A 17689-nucleotide genomic window follows, 5' to 3' on the forward strand; every position below is an offset into this window, starting at 1 on the left:
GCATGCGCAGCAGTCTGGCCTGGCGTGTATTCGCAATCGGTTTCGCAGCCGCGCTGGTGATCACGCTGACGGGTGGCCTCGTGCTGCGCACGAACCTGCACGCGATCGTCGAGCGCGGCCATGCCCAGCGCCTCGACGAACGTGCCGAACGCATCGCTGCGCGCCTGGTGCGCGATATGGACGGTCGCCTCGTGCACGAGGAAACCCGCTCGGCAGATGACTTCAACCGCATCTTTTCGGGCTGGTACTGGCTGGCCGAGGATGGCGACGGACGTCTGCGTTCACGCTCGGTCTGGGACGACGAGGTCGGTGCGATCACGGTTTCCGCGCGCGATGAGCACATCCTCCGCGCGCTTGGCCCGGGCGGCGAGGCCCTGATCGGCGTTGCGCGCACGCTGCGCGTCGGCGGCCGTGACGTTGTCCTGCGCACTTTCGGCCCCGCCGCGGGGGTCGACCGTGAGCTCGAACGCATCGACACGCTGCTGCTTGCCGCGTTCGGCGGGTTGCTGGCGACATTGGCGGTGATGGCCATGATCCAGGTACGCGTCGGCTTGCGCCCGCTGACCCGCCTGCGTGAAGCGATCGCCGAGGTCGATGGCGGCACACGCACGCGCGTCGGCGAGGGCTACGGCAGCGATCTCGATCCGCTCGCCCGTGAACTCGACGGCTTGTTCGCGCGCAATGCACGCGTCGTCGCGCGTGCGCGCAGCCATGCCGCGGATCTCGCACATGCGCTGAAGAAGCCGCTGGCCCTGCTCGCCGTCGAAAACAATGGCAGCACGATCGACCGCAACACGATCGCTGCACAGATGCGGGCGATGAATGCCCTGATCGAGCGCCACCTCGCACGCGCCGGCAGCGGTGCCGGCGAGCGGCGCCGTGTCGATGTCACTGCTCGCATCGCCACGATGCTAGACCTGATGCGGCGCCTGCATGCCGCACGCGACCTCGACTGGCACTTCGCCGCGACGCCCGCAGTGTACTGGCGCGGCGATACAACCGACCTCGAGGAAATGCTCGGCAACCTGCTCGACAACGCGGGAAAGTGGGCGCGTTCACGCGTCGCAGTCCATATCGCTGGCGAAGGTACGCACTGCACGATCGAGATCGTCGACGACGGGCCTGGCCTCGACGATGCACAACTCGCACGCGCCGCACAACGCGGCCAGCGTTTCGACGAAACCGTCGACGGCTCAGGCCTTGGCCTGGCCATCGTCGCCGACATTGCTCACACCTACGAAGGCACGCTCGAACTCGAACGCCACGGGTCAGGTGGTCTGTGTGCGCGCCTGCATTTGCCGCGCTGACCGTCCCGTGCTCGCCACGCCCTCGTTGCAGACACTTGAGGGATAGTGCTCCAGAGCGTCCCCGCAATGCCGGACCGTCGGCGAAGGGGCACTGCGGACACCCTCGCCGCAGGAGCCCGTTCATGGGCGATGCTTCTCACTCGATCAATCACCCTTGGCAGCAACCGGCTTCACATCATCGAGCCAGCGCGCGAGCCAGTCGCCAACTTCGCGATAGAAGAATCGACTGTTCTCACCGTTGAGCACCCAGTGGTTCTCCTCCGGGAAGACGATGAAACGACTCTCGACCTTCTGCCGCTGCAATGCCGACCAGTACTCCAGGCCGTTGTTGAGCGGCACGCGATAGTCCTTCTCACCGAAGGTCACCAGCACGGGGGTGCGGAAGTTGGCTGCAAGACGGATCGGATTCTGCTCGCGCCAAACCGCTGCCTGCTCCCACACCGGCCCGCCGGCACTGACTTCGCGCCCGTAGATTGAGTCGCTCGTGCCCCATTGCGTTTCCAGGTTGACCAGGCCGGCATGGCTGATCAGGCAGCGATAGCGCGTAGTCGTTGCCTGCATCCAGTTGGCCAGGTGCCCGCCATAGCTCGCACCGCCGGCACACTGGCGGCTCGCGTCGATGAAGGCGTATCGCTTGATCGCCTCGTCGGCGGCAAGGTTGATGTCGCTGGCGGGGCCCTTCAGCGGATCGCCCTGGATCGCCTGCGCGAAGGCTTCGCCGAAGCCGGTCGAACCAACGTAGTTGGTCAGCAGCAGCACATAGCCCTGCGCGCCGAGCAGATGATAGTTCCAGCGCAGCACGAACTGGTCGCGCCACTGCGTATGCGGGCCACCGTGCATCAGCACGAGCAGCGGATACTTCTTCGCCGGGTCGAACTTGGGCGGCTTGACCAGCATGCTGTGGATACTCTGTCCGCGCGCGTTGTCGACTCGGAAGTGCTCGACCGGGGCAAGGTCGAGCGTCGCCGCGCGCGCAACGGCGAACGCGGTGAGCCGCGTGTGCGCGCCACCGCGCACGTCGAGACGCACGATCTCGGCCGGTTCGGTCGCGCTCTCGTAGCTGGCGACAAGTACCGGTTCGCGCGTGCCGCCCACGGCGAGCGCCGCCCACGTGCCCTGCTTCGGCGAGCCAACCAGCCTGGCCATGCCTGCGCCCACCGTGGCTTCGTAGAGCTTCTCCTGTCCCGCATCCTCGGCCGTGATGAAGACTCGGCGGCCGTCTGGCGAGACGCCGAAACTGCCGATGTCGCGGCCCTCGGGCAGTTCGATCCGACCACGCTCGCGCATCGACGGCCAGTCGAACACGGCGATGCGCGAGGCGTTGTAGACCTTTCCGGTGTACGGCTGGATGGTGGCGAACAGCGTCTTGCCGTCCCGGCTGAAGCGCGGATTGCCGAAGCTGTCGCCGGCATCGAGTACATCCCGGCCGGTCAGCCGTCGCGGCTCGCCACCGTCGACCGGCACCACGAACAGATCCGAATTCGTGAACGACCACGCCGCCCGGTCGCGATTGCGGCTGGCCGAAAACACGACCGACTTGCCATCCGGCGCCCACACCGCGCCACCGTCGGGCAGCGAATAGCCGGCGAGCTTGACCAGTTCGCTGCCGGCAAGCAGATCACGTGCCTCGCCACTGCCGATCGTCTGCACGAACAGGCGCGCCTGCTTGCCGTCGAGCCATTTGTCCCAGTGGCGGATCGGGAAACCCGTGTAGACACGCGCCTTGTACTTGCGATCCTCCTCTTCCTTGGCGAGGCGCTCGTTGTCGGCGTCGGTCTTGCTGTCCGGATACACGTGGCTACTGAACAACAGGCGTGTGCCATCGGGCGAAAACACCGGCGACGACGCGCCGGTCGACAGTTTCGTCACCCGTAGCGCCTCGCCACCCTGGGCGAGATCGAGCACGTGAAGCTGCGCCTGCTTGTCGTCGCCACGCTTGGCCGCGAACGCGATCCGTCGACCATCCCGGCTCCACGCGGCACCGCTTTCGCCGGCCTTGTCGCCGGTGAGACGGCGCGCCGGCGCGCTGCCATCGGTCGGGACCAGCCAGAGGTCGCTGACCGATTCGTCCTTCTTGTACGAAGGCTCGGACACGGAGAAAACGGCGAGCCGCCCGTCCGGACTCAGCTGCGGCGCGCCGACGCGCGGCATCTGCCAGAGGTCCTCGTGGGTGATCGTCTTGCGCTCGGCTGCGGCGAGCGGCCAGGCAGCGACGAGAGCGAGCGGAACCAGCAGCCAATGCTTCATCGAACAAACCCCCATGGGTGGCGATTCCCAGGTGATACGTGACGGCGGCACGTACGGCAAGTGTCGAGAGTCGGGGGCCGGAACACCCTCAATCCACGCCGACGCGGCGGCGCAGGTTCGCGATGCGCTTGTCCAGTTCGCTGGTGTCGGCGTGGTCGCTGTCTGCCAGTCGCTCGGCCTTGGCCACCTGACCGCGAGCAAGCACGCGGTCGCCGGCACGCAGAGCCCGTTCGGCGCGCAGCAGATGAACTTCGGCGCCAAGGGATGGTTTGGTCCCATCGGCAGCGATGACGGGTTCGGCCAGGTCGAGCAGCGCATCGACCTCGCCTGCCGACGCGACCGCATCGGCGGCAAACAGGGTGCGTGCGATCCTCAGACGTTGCTCGGCGACGTCGAGGTGCGCCTCCCCGTAATGCCCGCGCAGGTAGTCGAGCGCATGCCGCTGCAGCGCCAGCGCTTCGGCATGCCGCCCCTGGCGAAAACGCAGGGACCCGATGACCGACGCGCTGAAAGCGGCTTCATAGGAATTCGCCGTCATGGTCGAGGCGACCGCCGCCGCGGTATCGCTGGCGAGGCGATCGGCCTCGTCCAGCCTGCCGGCGGCGCCAAGCACGTCGACCAGCATGAGTTCAGTCAGCAGCGTATGCGTGCTTTCACCGGTGATCTTGCGAAAGATCTCGACCGAAATCCGCATACGCTCGATGGCGAGCGCGTACTGGCCCTGCATGGACGCGAGCACCGCGTAGCCCTGCATCAACTGTGCATAGTGCGCGCCCCTGTCGACCCCGAGGATTTCCGCGCCCGCGGCAAACGAGGCTTCGGCGGCGTCGAAGCGTCCCATGCGTCGTTGCGTGTCCGCCAACCGGAACAGCACACCGCCGATCATCGGGTGTCGCGGCGGCAACTGCTCGCGTGCGATCGCGAGTGCCTTCTCGATGTGCGTAACGGCTTCGCCGAAACGTCGCTGGTAGCGCAACAGATCGCCCATCTGGGAATGGAACGCAACCGTGCGCACGTGCCCGGCGCCACGGTTCCTCTCGACGATCGCGAGTCCCTCGCCGAACGTCCGCAAGGCGTCGTCGTAGCGCCCCATGACGCCCTCGATGACACCTATCTGATAGATCCCCGCCGCGGTCTGCAGATGCCCCTTGCCATGCGTGCGTTCGGCCACATCGAGCCCGTGGCGAGCCAGTGCAAGCGCCTCGTCGTGACGCCCGTTGAGCGTGGCGATGCGCACCAGCGCGGCTTCGGCCGCGACCACCTTCTCATGATCGCGACCAAGCGCTCCTGCCAGCTTCGCAACCGCCTCGCGCAACAATGGTTCGGCCTTCGCAGACTCCACGTCGAGCAGCGCCGCGGCATACGCCGCCTGTGCCTGGATCGCCGCTACATCATCGGCGCCGACCAGGTCGACCTGCTGCTTCCACGCACGCTCGAGTGTCGCAGTGCCGGCCTTGGTGTCGCCAAGGCTGGCCTGGATCTGGCCGAGATCGCGCAACAACTCGGCCTGCAGCAGCGGATCGCCCGCCAAACCCACGTCGACCTCGGCGATGCCATCGCGGATCAGTTCCGGGATCGTGCGCGCCTTCGCCCGTGCGCGACCCATCGGGTCCTGTTCGCGAAACAAGGTCAGCACGAACTCCTTGACCCGCTCGGCACGCTCGGCTTGCTGGTGGGCGACGTCGCGCTCGGCATCGGCACGCACGACAGCCGCTCGTGCCACTCCCGCCTGCCACAGTGCAGCACCGAGCCCGCCCAAGAGGGCGAGCAAGACGGCGGCCGCAGCGAACACCCCCAGTCGATGCCGACGCACGAACTTGCCGAAACGGTAGCGCGCGCTGTCGGGACGCGCCGAGATCGGCCGGCCCTCGAGCCAGTTGCGCAGATCGTCCGCGAACGCCACCGCTGTCGGGTAGCGCCGCTGTGGATCGCCGTGCATGGCCGTGGCGACGACGAGATCGAGGTCACCGCCGACCTGACGCGCGAGGCGGCGCGCATCGGCACGCATGCCGTACAGCTCCTGTGCATTTCCGGAGCGGATCAGGGCATCGCCCAGTCGCTCAGTCGACTCATGTGCGATCCCGGCGGCGAGCACTTCGGGATTGCGCGAGGCGCGCCGGTGCGGCAGTTGTCCGGTCAGCATTTCGTAAAGCAACACGCCAAGCGCGTACACGTCAGTCGCGGTACCGACTGGTTCGCCGAGGATCTGCTCGGGCGCTGCATAGGCCGGCGACAACACGCGCATACCGGTGCCGGTCTCGGTCTGCTCGGACGAGATCTCGAGCAGCTTTGCGATGCCGAAGTCGAGCAGATGCGGTTCGCCGGCCGCATCGACAAGCACGTTGGATGGCTTGATGTCGCGGTGCACGACGAGCTGGGCGTGCGCGTAACCCACCGCCTCGGCGATCTTGACCGCCAATGCCACGCGCGCACGCACGTCCAGCGCGGCGGCCTTCGCATGAAGGGTGACCGGCGTTCCGGCGACATGTTCCATGACGTAGTAGGGGCTCCCCTGCGCGTCCATGCCGCCGTCGAGGAGGCGCACGATGCCGGGGTGGTGCAGGCGGGCAAGGATGCTGCGCTCCTGCAAGAATCGTCGCAGGATCGCCTGCGTGTCCATGCCACGCTTGAGCAACTTGATCGCGACGCCCTGACGGTATTCGCCGTCTGCACGCTCGGCACGCCAGACCTCGCCCATGCCGCCGCTGCCAATCGGCTCGATCAGGCGATAACGTCCCAGCACGGTACCGGCGCGCGTTTCCCAGCCGCGGTCGCGCAAGGTTCGGTGCAGCTCGGGGGCAACCTCGTCAAGTGAACGGTCGAGCACGCCGGTCTGCGCCGCGTCGGCGGCGAGCATCGCAGCAAGCCGCGCCGCACGCTGCGGATGCTCGGCACGCAGGGTGGACATCCGCGCGGCAAGCGCCGATTCGTCGAGTTCGCTCAGTTCATCGAACAGGGCGGACAGCGTGGCCCATTCGGCTGCATCATCGGCAGTCACTGCGACACCTCCGCATGCTTCCACGCGAAACGAACCGTTGCGGGGCCAGTGGTCATTCGGATGCGTCGTCGAATGCCGGCGCGCCACCGATCTGCGCGTGCAGGAAGGCGCGCGCACGCCGCCAGTCGCGCTTGAGCGAGCGCTCCGAGCGGTCGACGATCGTGGCGATCTCGGACAGCTCCAGCCCGGCATGGAACCGCATCTCGACCAGTCGGCCGAGGGCAGGATCGAGCGCCATGAGTTTCTCGAGGCCTTCCTCGAGCGCGAGCACGTCGTCGCCACGCTGTTCCGCGGCGATCGCCAGGGCGCCGTCGCCGAGTTCCAGCGGCGCTTCACCGGCACCGCGCCGTTGCGCATCACGAGCACGCACGTGGTCGACGATGATCTGGCGCATGACACGCGCGGCGATCGCGTAGAAATGCTCGCGGTCGCGGATCTCGATGTCGGCACCGCGGGCCAGCTTGAGGTAGGCCTCGTGGACCAGGGAGGTTGCATGCAGCGGCGCGTTGCCACCGGCAAGCTGGCCGCGCGCGAGCATTTTCAGCTCCGAATACAACGAGGCGAACAGGCTCTCACCGGCCCGGCGATCGCCGTTGCGCGCGCGCTCGATCAGTTCGGTGATGTCCAAGTCCACTCCCCGGTGACGGGGTGATCATGACCCGTGCCTACTGGCTCCGCAACCGCTTCAGGCAACCGCGCGCAGCGGCTCGCGTGCCGACATCGGCACGGCAGGGAAATGGCGTGCGGCGACGTCGAGCAGATCGGCGAAGACACCCGCCGCGGTCAGATCGATCCCGGCCCCGGGCCCGGCGATGGTCAACGGCGCATCGCGGTAGTAGCGACTGCGCAGCCGCAGCGCGTTCTCGCAGGCGGCCAGGCGCCCGAGTGGATCACCCAGCGGCACGCGTTCCGGCCGCAGGCACGCAACACCGTCGGCGTAGCGTGCACGGTAGATCCAACATTCGCCTGCCGCCGCCGCCAGTTCCGCCGCGGCACGCCAGTGCGCGTCGAGCGCAGCCAGCTTGTCCAGCAGGCGTGAAGCATCGGTCTCGGCCAGCACGGCCGGATCGACCAGCGGCGTGCAATCGATGTCGGCCAGATCGACGGCGATGCCGAGCGCGCGCAGCAGGATGACGAGTTTGCGCGCGGCATCGATGCCGGCGAGGTCGATCCCCGGGTGCGGCTCGGCATAGCCGATGCGTACCGCCTCGCGGACTGCTGCCGAGAAGGCCGTGCCCTCGCGGACACGCGCGAGCACGAACGACAACGTGCCCGAGAGCACGGCTTCGAGCGATTCCACCACGTCGCCGGCACTGTGCAGCTCGCGCAGCGTGCGCAACAGCGGCAGCTGTGCGCCGACCGAGGTCTCATAGAGGAAATGTGCGCCCGAACCGGCAGTTGCCGTGGCGATCGTGCGTGCCAGCACGGCGTCCGCCGCTGGGCCATGCTTGCTCGGCGTGACCACGTCGATGCCTGCGGCCAGCCACTCCGGATAGCGAGCGGCAACCTCGGCACTGGCCGTGCAATCGACCAGCACCAGTGGCCGCAGCGGCAGGGCGAGCAGATCGTGCGACCAGTCATCGATGTCGGCCGCCGCTGCGCCAGCGATCCGGGCGTCGATCGAACCCAGCGCCATGCCCTCTGCGGCGATCACGGCCTTGCACGAAGTGGTCACGGCGACCACCCCGATGCATTGGCCACGCGCGGCGAGTGCGGCTTCCTGCTCGGCGAGCAGTTCGCGCACGCGCCGGGCGACGCGGCCGCTGGCGCCGACCAGGGCGACATGCACACCGGCCGGACCGTTGCCGCTGAGGAGCGCATGGTGCAGGACCTGAACCGCAGCCTTCGTCTCCGGGCGTGCAGTGGCGACGCGCACGGCGCGTTCGGCGGCGGACCACCAAAGTGCATACGGCACGATGCCGGCCTCGGCCAGCACGCGTCGGCATCGCGGCAGCACGCCGATGCCCAGGGCATCGTCGAAGATGCTGACCGTGCCGACCGCGACGGCTTCGTCGCCTGCGCACCGGTCTTCGCCGATGAGTGCAACCGAGATGTCGGCGCAGACGTCTCGGCCACGATCGAACACATCCTTGGCCTGGTCGGCGGCAGGTCCGCGCACAAGGTGGAGGTCATCGCGCCGCGCGATGCCACGCAAGGGCTCGGCCTCGGCGCCGCCGATACGCGTGCCTTCGCCGTCGGCGGCAAAGCTGTTGACGATGGTCAACGGCACCGGGGCGTCGAGCAGCGGCTCGAGCGTGCGTGCGTGGATGACGCTGGCGCCGGCGCGCGCGAACCGGTGCGCATCGACCAGGGAAAGCCGGCGCAAGAGACGCGGACCGACGACATCGCGAGGGTCGGCACTGTAGCAGCCGGCGACGTCGGTCCAGATCTCGAGCGGCCAGCCGAGCGCGGCGGCAAGCAGCGCAGCGCTGTAGTCCGAGGCATTGCGTCCGAGCGTGAGCGTGCGCGCCGCCGAGTCGGCGCCGGTAAAGCCGGGCATGATGCGCACGAGGGGCCGCCAGAACGCTTCGCCGCGAGCGTGGATCCGCGTGCGCGTGACCACCTGGTCCACTTCGACGCGGGCGCCGTCGCGCGTGGCGCGGATCAGCACCTCGGCCGGCACGATCGCTGCATCGACACCGCGCGCCTGCACGGCGCCGAGCAGCAACCAGGCCGAGAGCTTCTCGCCGCCAGCCAGCACGATGTCACGCGCCGGGGCACTTCCTGCGGCAACCGCCCACAACGCCTCATGGAAACGCTCGCCAAGGCGGTCGAGCGACCACGGCGCCTCGGTCGGCTCGACGAAAGCCAGTGCCCGCGCCACCGCGCGGTGTTCTTCGATCAATGCGTCGAGGGCGGCCAGCGCCTTGCGCGGCGAAACCGCAGCCTGCCCAAGGACCGCAAGCAGGCGGTCGGTCACGCCGGCCATCGCCGAGACAACCACCGCCACCGCCCCCTCGGCACGCGCCGCGCGCACGGCCTCGGCCGCGCGCGCGATGCGCGCCGCATCGCCGAGCGATGTCCCGCCGAACTTGATGACGCGCGATCGCATGCCTGGCTCCTCGTTCATATGCACGATTCATTTGGACGTATGGACGTCCAAATGGACGCGCATTGGACCACCGGGGATGTGGTGCGTCAAGCCATTCCGCAAACACACGCCCATCTCTCCACACACAGGGAGAAGCCTTGCCTGCAGGAACGCCTTCAGGCGCGACGCCTTTCGATGATTGCGATGAAGAGCGGAGTGTGTCAGCGGATGCGCATGCGGCGCAGCCAGACCGGCAACACCAGTGCGTTGCCGAGCACGGCCAGGGCCATGTCCTTGTGCGCATCCCAGGCATCACCCTGCGTGCCGAGATAGGCCTCGCCGAGATCGCCGCCGAACAGACTGGCCGCCAGCCACTCGAAAAGTTCATAGGCCAACGCATGCGAGGCCATGAAGGTGAACGGCACGAGGAAGCGCCAGACTCCCCGGGGCCGCACCCGCGCCTCGATCACCTCGACCGCTGCCGGCGTCACCAGCACGCCGTAGAGGAAATGCACCAGGCGGTCGTACTGGTTGCGCTCGAAGCCGAACATTGCGTCGAGCGAACCCCCGCCGCTGATCGCGGCGAACCAGGCCTCGTACGGCACCGCGGAGTATTGGTAGTGCGCACCGATCTCGTGCAGTACACCAAACACGAACAGACAGGCATAGGCCGCATCCGACAACGGCAGGCGGCGATACGAATGGACCAGCCAGGCCAGCGCGAGCACGACCAGGACATTCTCCAGCAGCCAGTCCTCTCGCGTCGCCGGAGCGATGCCGAGCACGACGGACAGCCCGATGAACAGTGCCAGCAGGATCGCCGGCACATGCCGACGTGCCGGCTGGGTCATCATAGGGCTGGCCCGCGCAATCATGCCGGCAACCACAGGCGCGCGAGGCAACCCTTCGCATCGGCACGGTTCTCCAGCGTCACGCGGCCGCCATGCGCCTCGGCGATCTGGCGCGCGAGCACCAAACCGATGCCCGAGCCACCGGGCTTGGTCGTGAAGAACGGCACGAACAGGTTCTCGCTCGGCGGCAGGCCGGGGCCGCCGTCGACGATCTCGACGATCAGGCCGTCTACCGCATGCGTCCAGCGCAGGCAGACACCACCGCTCCCTTCGAGCGCGGCGCGCACGGCGAATTCGCGCTCGCGCCGGATTGCCAGCGACAGTTGCAGGTTCATCGCGTTGGTCACTGCGATGGCGAGCAGGAACAGCACGCCGGCCAGCAGCACACCGAGCGCCGTGCGCACCGGTGCGGCGATCACCTCGGCGAGCGGCACGATGGCAAAGCCGCGCGCGTCCATCGTCTCACCGTGCGCGGCGAGCAGGCGCGCGGCCAACGCGCTCGCCTCGAGTCTTGCCTGCACGAGGCCATCGCCGGATGCAAGCAGGGCGAGCATCGACCAGTTGTGCGCGCTGCGGCTCCAGCCGAGCATCGTGGCATCGACGCCGACCCAGGCCGCGCTGTCGTGCGGGAAACCGAAGCCCGGTGGCATCACCCCGACGATCGTATAGTCACTGCCGTCGATCGAAATGCCGCTGCCGAGCACATCGGCGCGTCCCTGCAACAAGCCCTGCCACAGCGCATGGCCGATCACTGCGGAGGTCGCTCCGGTGCGCGCATCGAGTGCACGCCCGAGCCGCGGCGCCTGCCCGAGCACACCGAAGAAGTCGCCGCCGACGAAGGCAACGTGACTGCGCATGATCTGTCCGGGGATAGCGATGGTGGCGTCACCGTCGCCATAGTGCGTGGCCTTCTCGAACATGGCGACGCCGTCGCTCAGGTCGGTCACGTTCGGCCCGGTCAGGTCCATGCTGCGGCCGTTCCCGTCGATCTCGTTGACCTGCACGACACGTTCGGCATTCGGATAAGGCAGCGCGCGCAGAAGCACCACATCGATCACGCAGGCCATGGCAATGGCAAGACCGAGCCCGGCCGCGAGCAGCAGCGTCGGCAGGGCGAACGCCGCGCGATGCGTGGCGATGCCGCGAAGTGCCTGGCGGAATCCGTTGGTGAACAGGTTCATGGGGACCTCGCGGAGCGGTGGAAGGCGGACCTGGGAGCGTGGCGTCGGTTCATCATGCGGCGCTGCTCTGTTCCCTTCCCCTGCAAAGCGGGGGCAGCAAACAGAATGAACTATTCATCGCTCAACGCCTCCATCGGCGCGACGCGCGCGGCACGCAGCGCATGCAGAAGATCGTCAAGCGAGGCATTCACCACCACGCTCTCCATCGTATCGTCGCTCTCATCAAAGACCGGCGCTGGCAGGACCGCATGCACAGCGTGTGGCGGATGTCGTGGCTCCATGCGGCAAGCATCGGCAGGCTCCCGGCAGGCACGATCGAAGGTGGTGGATCAGCCCGTGCCACGCGCCGGGCGCAGCAGGCGCTGGTCTTCCTCGTGTCGCAGGCGGTGCATGGTTTCTTCGTATACCACGCGGCCGTCGAACATGAAGATCTTGCGGTCGGCAAAGTCGGCGTAGCGCGGGCGTGGGTGACCATGCAGATCGTCGAACCTGACCCATGCAATTCGTCGAGCAGCTGCATGACCGCCTCGCCATTCTTCGAATCGAGGTTGCCGGTCGGTTCGCCGGCGAGCAGGATCGACGGCTGGCCGACCAGGGCTCGGGCGACGCGTTTGCGCTGCTTGAGTTCGGGGCGGGCGATATCCATGCCGATGCTGGAGCACACCTCGTGCCAACCCCGGGATGGAAATACAACCATCTGATTTAAATGGATTTAATGGGTGACTCCGGGACCGGACAGGGTTCCCGATGTCCGCTTGCGAACACCCCCGCGGCAAAAGCGTTCACTCTGTCATGTCCCTTGGCCGCGGTCTTTTGCGTGTTGATTCAGGGCATCATGGCGCCGCGCCAGGAAGCGCCCGTCACGGACGCCACGAAAGCAATGCGCGCAGGATGCGCCATCCATTGCACAACCAACCAACACTCCGGGGAGAATCCATGACCGCCATCCTTTACATGATCGTCGCCCTTGTTATCGGCATCGCCGTCGGTGCCGGCATCCTCATGCTCGCAGCACGCGTTGCCGCTGGTTTCATGCCGAAGTTCCTGAGCGCGGTAGCTGTCGTCGTCGTCCAGTTCATCGCAGCCATGATCGTGGGCTGGATCCTTGGCATGGTGCTCGGCAACGGTACTTTCGCCGGCCTGGTGTCGCTGGTCGTCGTCTTCCTGGTCTACTCGGCCATCACCAACCTGTTGCTGAAAAAGCCCGATGGCAGCCAACTGGGTTTTGGCAAGGCCGCCCTCGTCACCCTCGTGCAGTTGATCATCCAGATCATCCTGGGCGTCATCCTGGTGTTTGCCTTCGGCACCGCGCTGTTGGGCATCTTCGGTGGCATGGCCGCGGTCGGCGGCTGAGTCGCAAGCCTCGTTTCATCTTCCGGGGCGCCGTGAGGCGCCCCTTTTTTTCGCGGCCCGTTCGCTCAGGGCTCGACGCCCCACGGTGGAGGTGGTGGCGTGACCGCCCTGGACAGATCGAACTCAACGCGAAAATGGCGGCTCGGCCGACGCAGTTCGTAGGCGAACATCCGGCCCGGCTCGACATCGATCGCCCATACGTTATCCACCGAAACGCCGAGACCAGCGGCGAGGAACATCGCCTTCGATTCGGCATCGGCCGGAAATTCCTGACGCGCAGCACTGCCCGCCGTGGCAGCGATGCTGTCGCCGCCGTACATCGTCAACGTATCGGAAGTACCGTCCTCATGGCGATGGTCGTGCTTGAGGCGCAGGCCCTCCTGCGTGCGCGTGACGACCCAAGTGCGTGAACGGTCGGTGCCGGCATGGAACGGGATGCGCACCTCGCCGGCCGTGCATGTACGCACGTGCATGACGGCAGGGCCGGCAAACAGCTTCGCATCGGCCTCATTGAATACGGCGAGACGTCCTTCGAAGGCCTGTCCGCACAGCGCCTGCAGACGAGCGAAGAAGGCATCGGCGGGCAAAGAGACTGGATTCCGCGCAACCTGCGGGTTCGTGCAGGCGACGAGCGGGGCGATCAGAACGGTCAACGGGAATGCGCGCATTCGGCCAAACTAGACGGCGCGCGGCATGATCGCAAGCGCAGGAAACCAACGGGTACCCTCCCACCCCGCGCGAACCTCAATCCAATCAATGACCTGGCGCACCCACAATTCATGGCACGCCAATTGCTTCCTCCTACTGCGGGCATCCCATGCCCGGTACAGGGGAAACACGCATGGCCAGCTTGTTCGGCAAACCGCTCCAGATCTTCGCCACCCGCCCTCGCATCGGCTGGGAAACGCGTGGCGAAGGGCGTCTTTCAGTCGCCCTCATCGACAACGTGCCGGTCGCCGGGATCTCCGGCCCGCTGCCCAGCGGCGGCTTCGCCCTGGCCTGGTGGTCGTCGCGCAATGCCGACGCATCACCGACGATGGAACTGCATGCCACGATGGAAGCGGCGCGCAGCCGCGTCGAACAAGTCACTGCCAGCCTGATGCGCGCAGCGGCCTGAGCGGCGGCGGACGCCGCCCACATCCTCGGGCAGCCACGCAGATCGCCGACCCGTCACTGCGCGCGCAGCGCTACCTGCTCGATAGCCGCGGCGATGCCGCCGGCGTCGCCGATCTCGATGACGCGCTGCGTACCGGACTCGAAACCTGGCTCGAGTTCGAGTGACCAGGTCGAGTGGTAGGGCATGTAGACGCCCCAGCCGCCGAGCGCGACCACCGGGGCGATGTCCGAGCGCAGCGAGTTGCCGACCATCGCGAACGCCGTCGCCTCCACACCGCACTCGCGCAGCACGTGCGCATAGGCCGCAGCGTCCTTCTCCGACACGATCTCGATGCGATGGAACAGGTCGCCGAGCGCCGAGCGCCGGACCTTGGCCTGCTGGTGGATCAGATCGCCCTTGGTGATGAGCACGATGCGATGCCTTGCGGCGACCTGCTCGACGGCCTCGCGGATACCGGGTAGCAGTTCAACCGGATGTGCCAGCACCTCCTTGCCAAGGCCAACCAGGCGATGCAGGTCGCCCGAGCTGATGAGGCCGCCGGTGATGTCGAAAGCGGCCTCGATCATCGACAGCGTCATGCCCTTGGCGCCGTAGCCGAAAACGTGGATGTTGCCAGCCTCGATCGCGAGCAGGCGATCGTGCACGCGCGCGTCGGCGAGATCGACGTACCGGCCGACGATGCGCTCGAACTCGGCCTGCGCGGCGTCGTAGTAGTCCTGGCTGTGCCAGAGCGTATCGTCGCCGTCGAAACCCACCAGTTCGAGCATCACGCGCCCACCAATCGTTGCGGGGGACGGATTCTAGCGTGCGCCCGTTGCCGCCGAAGGGTGATCTTGCCCCCGCTCGACGAAACACCTCTCTTCCGGAGGAGCCCGTTTACGACGGTACGACCCGCTTCAAGACAGTTGCTGAGTTAAGCCGACCTGCGTAGTGGAGGCAAAGCCATGGCAAGCTTCTTCTGCCATGGCTTTGGTGTAACGAAGCAAGTTCGGCTTGAACGAATTGTTAGGTTGCACCCGCCTATTCCCCTTGCGCATGCTTTGAACCGCCCCGGGAAACGTGGAGGCTCCAACTCTTGAGAGAATGGAGCCATGAACAAGTCGAAGAAGTTTTCCCCTGAGGTCCGCGAGCGTGCAGTCCGGATGGTGCTGGAGCATCGCGGGGAGTACCCGTCGCTGTGGACGGCCGTGGCGTCGATCGCCCCCAAGATCGGCTGTGTGCCGCAGACGCTGCTGACGTGGGTGAAGCAGCACGAGGTCGATGCGGGGACGCGCGATGGCGTGACGACCGCGGACGCCAAGCGGATGAAGGAACTGGAGCGCGAGATCAAGGAACTGCGCCGGGCCAATGAGATCCTGAAGCTGGCGAGTGCTTTTTTCGCCCAGGCGGAGCTCGACCGCCGGCTGAAGCCCTGAGGACGTTTGTCGCCACGCACCGGAGCACGTTCGGGGTCGAGCCGATCTGCAGGGCCTTGCAGATCGCCCCGTCCGGCTACCGGCGACACGCGGCCCGCCATCGCGAGCCTGAGCGACGCCCGGCGAGGGCGAAGCGCGACGAGGCCCTGATTCCCGAGATCCACCGGGTATGGCGGGCCAACCTGCAGGTCTATGGCACCAACAAAGTGTGGCGACAGCTCGGCCGTGAGGGCATCACGGTGGCTCGATGCACGGTCGAGCGACTGATGCGCCAGCAGGGCCTGCGCGGCGTGATGCGCGGAAAAGCGGTGCGAACGACGATCAGTGATCGCAACGTGCCGTGCCCACAGGACAAGGTGAACCGGCAGTTCCGCGCCGAACGGCCGAACCAGCTGTGGGTGTCGGACTTCACCTACGTTTCGACCTGGCAGGGCTGGCTGTACGTGGCCTTCGTCATCGACGTGTTCGCCCGCCGCATCGTGGGCTGGCGGGTCAGCGACTCGATGCGGACGGACTTCGTACTCGATGCGCTGGAGCAGGCGCTGTACGCACGCCAGCCGGAGCGTGACGGCACGCTGATCCATCACAGCGATCGGGGTTCGCAGTACGTGTCGATTCGCTACAGCGAGCGGCTCGCCGAAGCGGGCATCGAGCCGTCCGTTGGCAGCCGAGGAGACAGCTATGACAACGCGCTGGCCGAGACCATCAACGGGCTCTACAAGGCCGAACTGATCCACCGCCGTGGCCCCTGGAAGACGAAGGCGGCGGTGCAACTGGCGACGCTGGAATGGGTGTCGTGGTTCAACACCCAGCGCCTCCTCGGATCGATCGGCCATATCCCGCCGGAAGAGGCTGAGGCAAACTACTACCGGCAACTCGCCGAGAGGCCCGTTGCCGAGCTGGTCTGACTTAAACCAAACAGCCTCCACGAAAGCCGGGGCGGTTCAAGTTCCGTACGTGGTCCAGCGACGGCTTTTCCCGACCAATTTGAAATCTCGCCAGTCCGTAAGCGCTTCGGATCGCCATGTGGCAGATAGATTTTGATCGTAGCGCTAGGCATATGTCTTGACCGTATAACACCCGAGGAGCGGAGCGCGTCCGCTGGATTGAGTTGTTAGGCTTCACCGCGCACGCCCGTTCGTAACATGCTCTTTGAAGCCCTGCCTTGCCTCAGTTGTGAAAGCCGAAAGCTCTCTCTCCGGCACCGCGAAAACCGAAACTCCGTGGCGGGCTGCTTGGACAGGGAGCGTGGCCTCGAATTTCCCGGCTGGCACAAATAGCTTTGAAGGGAACTGCCGCTTGTGACCCCACGCGGTTTTGAAGAGACGCTTTGCCTCCAACTCAGATGGCTCGTGTTGCTTAGTGGGCACCATGGCAGTAGCCAGGATGAAACAACTTGCCGCATCCATGAGGCACACTGCGTTGAACGAGCCGTCTTGCGCGGTGTTGATTGGCGTGTCATTGAGCTGAAAGACAAGCCAAGCTTCGTTGACGTTGAATTGGTTTGGATCTAGCACGAACAATCCTAGTGAAGCCTAACACCTGAGTTAAGCCGACTTGCGCAGCGCAGGTAACGGCGTGGCAAGCTTTACCTGCCACGCCGTTGGCGGAGCGAAGCAAGTTCAGCTTGAACGAATTGTTAGGCAGCAGATTCCAGTTGCCAGCCCGGGAAAACCAATACGGCAGGATGGCAGTGAAGGGCGCTGCCAAGCACTTTGGCGCGCTCAACTCCAAGGTTGACGCGACCGTTCTCGATGCTGGAAATAGTAGTCTGCGGGATGCCGCAGAGCGCCGAGAGCTGAGTCTGGCTGAGGCCTTGCAGCTCGCGGATGATGCGAACCGACTCACCAGGGGTGACGTCGATGCGCTTCTTGGCTGGAATGAACTTGCGCATATCAGCGTTTCCGATAGTCATGCGGGGTGACGCGAACAACCTGAACAGTCATGACTGCGGCCTCCACGGAGTAGATGACCCGCCATTGCTCGTTGAGTCGGGATGACCTGAATCCCTCCCAGTCTCCGGAGAGCGCTTCGTCGCGGAAGCCTTTGATGGCGCGCAGTCCTTGCGGGCCAGAGAGCATTGCGATGTCTTTCCATTTCTCGTAGCGCTTGAGGATCTCGGTTGGCACGCGCCCTGAGGAGAGCTCTTTGTCCGCTTGGCGGTGTTCCAGGATCGTCCACATGTCACA

General features: G+C 66.2%; 15 protein-coding genes and 1 other annotated feature. Of the genes, 5 read left to right on the forward strand and 10 right to left on the reverse strand.

Annotation, left to right across the window (positions count from 1 at the left end; genetic code table 11):
• The first annotated feature begins 2 nt into the window (after nucleotides 1–2).
• Nucleotides 3–1307: a sensor histidine kinase gene (locus KF907_RS00345; RefSeq protein ID WP_291216928.1), complete on the forward strand. Its 1305-nt coding sequence runs from the start codon at nucleotides 3–5 to the stop codon at nucleotides 1305–1307.
• A gap of 144 nt (nucleotides 1308–1451) precedes the next feature.
• Here KF907_RS00345 and KF907_RS00350 read toward each other — a convergent pair whose 3' ends face one another.
• The 6 genes from KF907_RS00350 to KF907_RS15395 all read right to left on the reverse strand — a co-directional run bounded on the left by KF907_RS00350 (nucleotide 1452) and on the right by KF907_RS15395 (nucleotide 11615).
• The gene (locus KF907_RS00350) at nucleotides 1452–3554 is read right to left on the reverse strand and encodes a S9 family peptidase (protein ID WP_291216930.1); all 2103 of its coding nucleotides are present in this window, start codon (nucleotides 3552–3554) and stop codon (nucleotides 1452–1454) included.
• Nucleotides 3555–3642: 88 nt separating this feature from the next.
• Complete coding sequence (locus KF907_RS00355; protein ID WP_291216932.1) at nucleotides 3643–6552, reverse strand: serine/threonine-protein kinase; 2910 nt, start codon at nucleotides 6550–6552, stop codon at nucleotides 3643–3645.
• Between the two features lie 52 nt (nucleotides 6553–6604).
• Complete coding sequence (locus KF907_RS00360; protein ID WP_291216933.1) at nucleotides 6605–7180, reverse strand: ECF-type sigma factor; 576 nt, start codon at nucleotides 7178–7180, stop codon at nucleotides 6605–6607.
• Nucleotides 7181–7237: 57 nt separating this feature from the next.
• The gene (locus KF907_RS00365; RefSeq protein ID WP_291216935.1) at nucleotides 7238–9604 is read right to left on the reverse strand and encodes an amino acid kinase family protein; all 2367 of its coding nucleotides are present in this window, start codon (nucleotides 9602–9604) and stop codon (nucleotides 7238–7240) included.
• Nucleotides 9605–9804: 200 nt separating this feature from the next.
• Nucleotides 9805–10434, reverse strand: coding sequence for a DUF2238 domain-containing protein (locus tag KF907_RS00370; protein WP_291216937.1), 630 nt, complete (start codon nucleotides 10432–10434; stop codon nucleotides 9805–9807).
• 20 nt (nucleotides 10435–10454) lie between these two features.
• The gene (locus tag KF907_RS15395) at nucleotides 10455–11615 is read right to left on the reverse strand and encodes an ABC transporter permease (RefSeq protein WP_472843808.1); all 1161 of its coding nucleotides are present in this window, start codon (nucleotides 11613–11615) and stop codon (nucleotides 10455–10457) included.
• A 161-nt stretch (nucleotides 11616–11776) separates the two neighbouring features.
• Between KF907_RS15395 and KF907_RS00385 the strand changes: the two genes are divergently transcribed.
• Both KF907_RS00385 and KF907_RS00390 read left to right on the forward strand, forming a co-directional pair.
• Nucleotides 11777–12316 (forward strand): hypothetical protein, encoded by a 540-nt coding sequence (locus KF907_RS00385; protein WP_291216939.1) that lies wholly within the window; start codon nucleotides 11777–11779, stop codon nucleotides 12314–12316.
• A gap of 235 nt (nucleotides 12317–12551) precedes the next feature.
• Nucleotides 12552–12968, forward strand: a complete 417-nt coding sequence (locus KF907_RS00390) for a hypothetical protein (protein ID WP_291216941.1) — start codon at nucleotides 12552–12554, stop codon at nucleotides 12966–12968.
• Nucleotides 12969–13033: 65 nt separating this feature from the next.
• Here the strand turns inward: KF907_RS00390 and KF907_RS00395 are convergent, their stop codons facing one another.
• On the reverse strand, nucleotides 13034–13636 hold the full coding sequence (locus tag KF907_RS00395) for a hypothetical protein (RefSeq protein WP_472843809.1): 603 nt from the start codon (nucleotides 13634–13636) through the stop codon (nucleotides 13034–13036).
• A gap of 173 nt (nucleotides 13637–13809) precedes the next feature.
• Here KF907_RS00395 and KF907_RS00400 point away from each other — a divergent pair, with 173 nt between their 5' ends.
• A complete protein-coding gene (locus tag KF907_RS00400; protein WP_291216942.1) occupies nucleotides 13810–14085 on the forward strand; it encodes a hypothetical protein in 276 nt (91 codons plus the stop codon).
• A gap of 53 nt (nucleotides 14086–14138) precedes the next feature.
• Here KF907_RS00400 and KF907_RS00405 read toward each other — a convergent pair whose 3' ends face one another.
• The gene (locus KF907_RS00405; protein WP_291216944.1) at nucleotides 14139–14852 is read right to left on the reverse strand and encodes an HAD family hydrolase; all 714 of its coding nucleotides are present in this window, start codon (nucleotides 14850–14852) and stop codon (nucleotides 14139–14141) included.
• Nucleotides 14853–15176: 324 nt separating this feature from the next.
• Here KF907_RS00405 and KF907_RS00410 point away from each other — a divergent pair.
• Nucleotides 15177–16408 (forward strand): IS3 family transposase gene (locus KF907_RS00410; protein ID WP_472843810.1). Its coding sequence is split into 2 segments (ribosomal slippage): nucleotides 15177–15465 and nucleotides 15465–16408, totalling 1233 coding nucleotides; the frame shifts between segments, so codons are not numbered across the junction.
• Nucleotides 15455–15571, forward strand: a sequence feature (AL1L pseudoknot). It overlaps the preceding gene by 117 nt.
• A 731-nt stretch (nucleotides 16409–17139) precedes the next feature.
• On the opposite strand, the gene KF907_RS00415 is transcribed toward KF907_RS00410, so the two are convergent.
• Together KF907_RS00415 and KF907_RS00420 are read right to left on the reverse strand one after the other, a co-directional pair.
• Nucleotides 17140–17394, reverse strand: coding sequence for a helix-turn-helix domain-containing protein (locus KF907_RS00415; protein ID WP_291216946.1), 255 nt, complete (start codon nucleotides 17392–17394; stop codon nucleotides 17140–17142).
• 1 nt (nucleotide 17395) lies between these two features.
• Nucleotides 17396–17683 (reverse strand): type II toxin-antitoxin system RelE/ParE family toxin, encoded by a 288-nt coding sequence (locus KF907_RS00420; protein ID WP_291216947.1) that lies wholly within the window; start codon nucleotides 17681–17683, stop codon nucleotides 17396–17398.
• Nucleotides 17684–17689 lie beyond the last annotated feature (6 nt).

This window comes from Dokdonella sp., from assembly GCF_019634775.1.
In the GTDB taxonomy this organism is placed as follows: Bacteria; Pseudomonadota; Gammaproteobacteria; order Xanthomonadales; family Rhodanobacteraceae; genus Dokdonella.

Bases quoted from the DNA above. Each gene is read 5' to 3' on its own strand.
- KF907_RS00365 (WP_291216935.1), bottom strand. From the start codon at position 9,604: ATGCGATCGCGCGTCATCAAGTTCGGCGGGACATCGCTCGGCGATGCG.
- KF907_RS00390 (WP_291216941.1), top strand. From the start codon at position 12,552: ATGACCGCCATCCTTTACATGATCGTCGCCCTTGTTATCGGCATCGCC.
- KF907_RS00350 (WP_291216930.1), bottom strand. From the start codon at position 3,554: ATGAAGCATTGGCTGCTGGTTCCGCTCGCTCTCGTCGCTGCCTGGCCG.
- KF907_RS00385 (WP_291216939.1), top strand. From the start codon at position 11,777: ATGCAGAAGATCGTCAAGCGAGGCATTCACCACCACGCTCTCCATCGT.
- KF907_RS00345 (WP_291216928.1), top strand. From the start codon at position 3: ATGCGCAGCAGTCTGGCCTGGCGTGTATTCGCAATCGGTTTCGCAGCC.
- KF907_RS00415 (WP_291216946.1), bottom strand. From the start codon at position 17,394: ATGCGCAAGTTCATTCCAGCCAAGAAGCGCATCGACGTCACCCCTGGT.
- KF907_RS00420 (WP_291216947.1), bottom strand. From the start codon at position 17,683: ATGTGGACGATCCTGGAACACCGCCAAGCGGACAAAGAGCTCTCCTCA.
- KF907_RS00400 (WP_291216942.1), top strand. From the start codon at position 13,810: ATGGCCAGCTTGTTCGGCAAACCGCTCCAGATCTTCGCCACCCGCCCT.
- KF907_RS00370 (WP_291216937.1), bottom strand. From the start codon at position 10,434: ATGACCCAGCCGGCACGTCGGCATGTGCCGGCGATCCTGCTGGCACTG.
- KF907_RS00405 (WP_291216944.1), bottom strand. From the start codon at position 14,852: ATGCTCGAACTGGTGGGTTTCGACGGCGACGATACGCTCTGGCACAGC.
- KF907_RS00395 (WP_472843809.1), bottom strand. From the start codon at position 13,636: ATGCGCGCATTCCCGTTGACCGTTCTGATCGCCCCGCTCGTCGCCTGC.
- KF907_RS15395 (WP_472843808.1), bottom strand. From the start codon at position 11,615: ATGAACCTGTTCACCAACGGATTCCGCCAGGCACTTCGCGGCATCGCC.